The organism is Stenotrophomonas sp. 278 (assembly GCF_003935715.1).
In the GTDB taxonomy this organism is placed as follows: Bacteria; Pseudomonadota; Gammaproteobacteria; order Xanthomonadales; family Xanthomonadaceae; genus Stenotrophomonas; species Stenotrophomonas maltophilia_AH.
The window spans coordinates 1-692 of record NZ_RHPP01000313.1; the positions used below are offsets into that span (position 1 = coordinate 1).

Genomic DNA, 692 nt, shown 5'->3' on the forward strand with positions numbered 1-692 from the left:
ACGTCTTCCTCGGCCGGGTCGCCAGCCAGCTCCACATAGTCCAGCGTCCAAGCGGTCATTCCCCGACCCCAGCCCACCACGTGAACCGCCAAGCGGTTGTCCTGGGTGTCCACGCCCACGGTGATGGCCAGCACGCCGCGCGGCGCGTACCGCAGCCGGTAGCCTTCGGCGCGGTCGGCGATCACGTTGTGCTTGACCGCCCGCATCTTCGGGTCTTCCCACGTCTCGGCCAGACGGTCGTTGACGAAGGTCTTCAGCGAGGCCGGATCGTTCTGCGCATCCAGCCACTCTCGCACCAGGTCGATCCAGCGCGGCCCCAAGCCAAACTGGTAGTAAAGGCAATTGATGTGGTAACCGCGAATGGGCGAGTCCGGATTGGCGGGCACCCAGCGGCCGGCCGCGATCATGTCGGCCTTGTGGTGCTCTTCGATGCACGCCCCGCACTCGCTGCAGCCGTACCAGGCGTGCTTGGCGTCAGGGGACCAGTGCAGCCCGCTCCATTGCAGATGCTGGAAGTGGCCACAGTGCGGGCACGGCACGTGGTAACGGCGCTGGTCGGATTTCTCGTACAACTTGGAGATGCGGCTCAACCCGGTGATACCGGGGGTGCTGATGTAGAGACGCTTGTAGGTCGTCGGGAAAGACGATGTGCGCCCATCCAGCATCTTGACCGGGTCATCGCCGGTCAGCAG

The 692-nt window shown here is 65.0% G+C and carries 1 protein-coding gene; it reads right to left on the reverse strand.

Annotation, left to right across the window (positions count from 1 at the left end):
* Positions 1–692, reverse strand: a 692-nt coding sequence (locus EGJ34_RS21900) for a terminase gpA endonuclease subunit (protein ID WP_185750302.1), incomplete at both ends; no start/stop codon positions are given.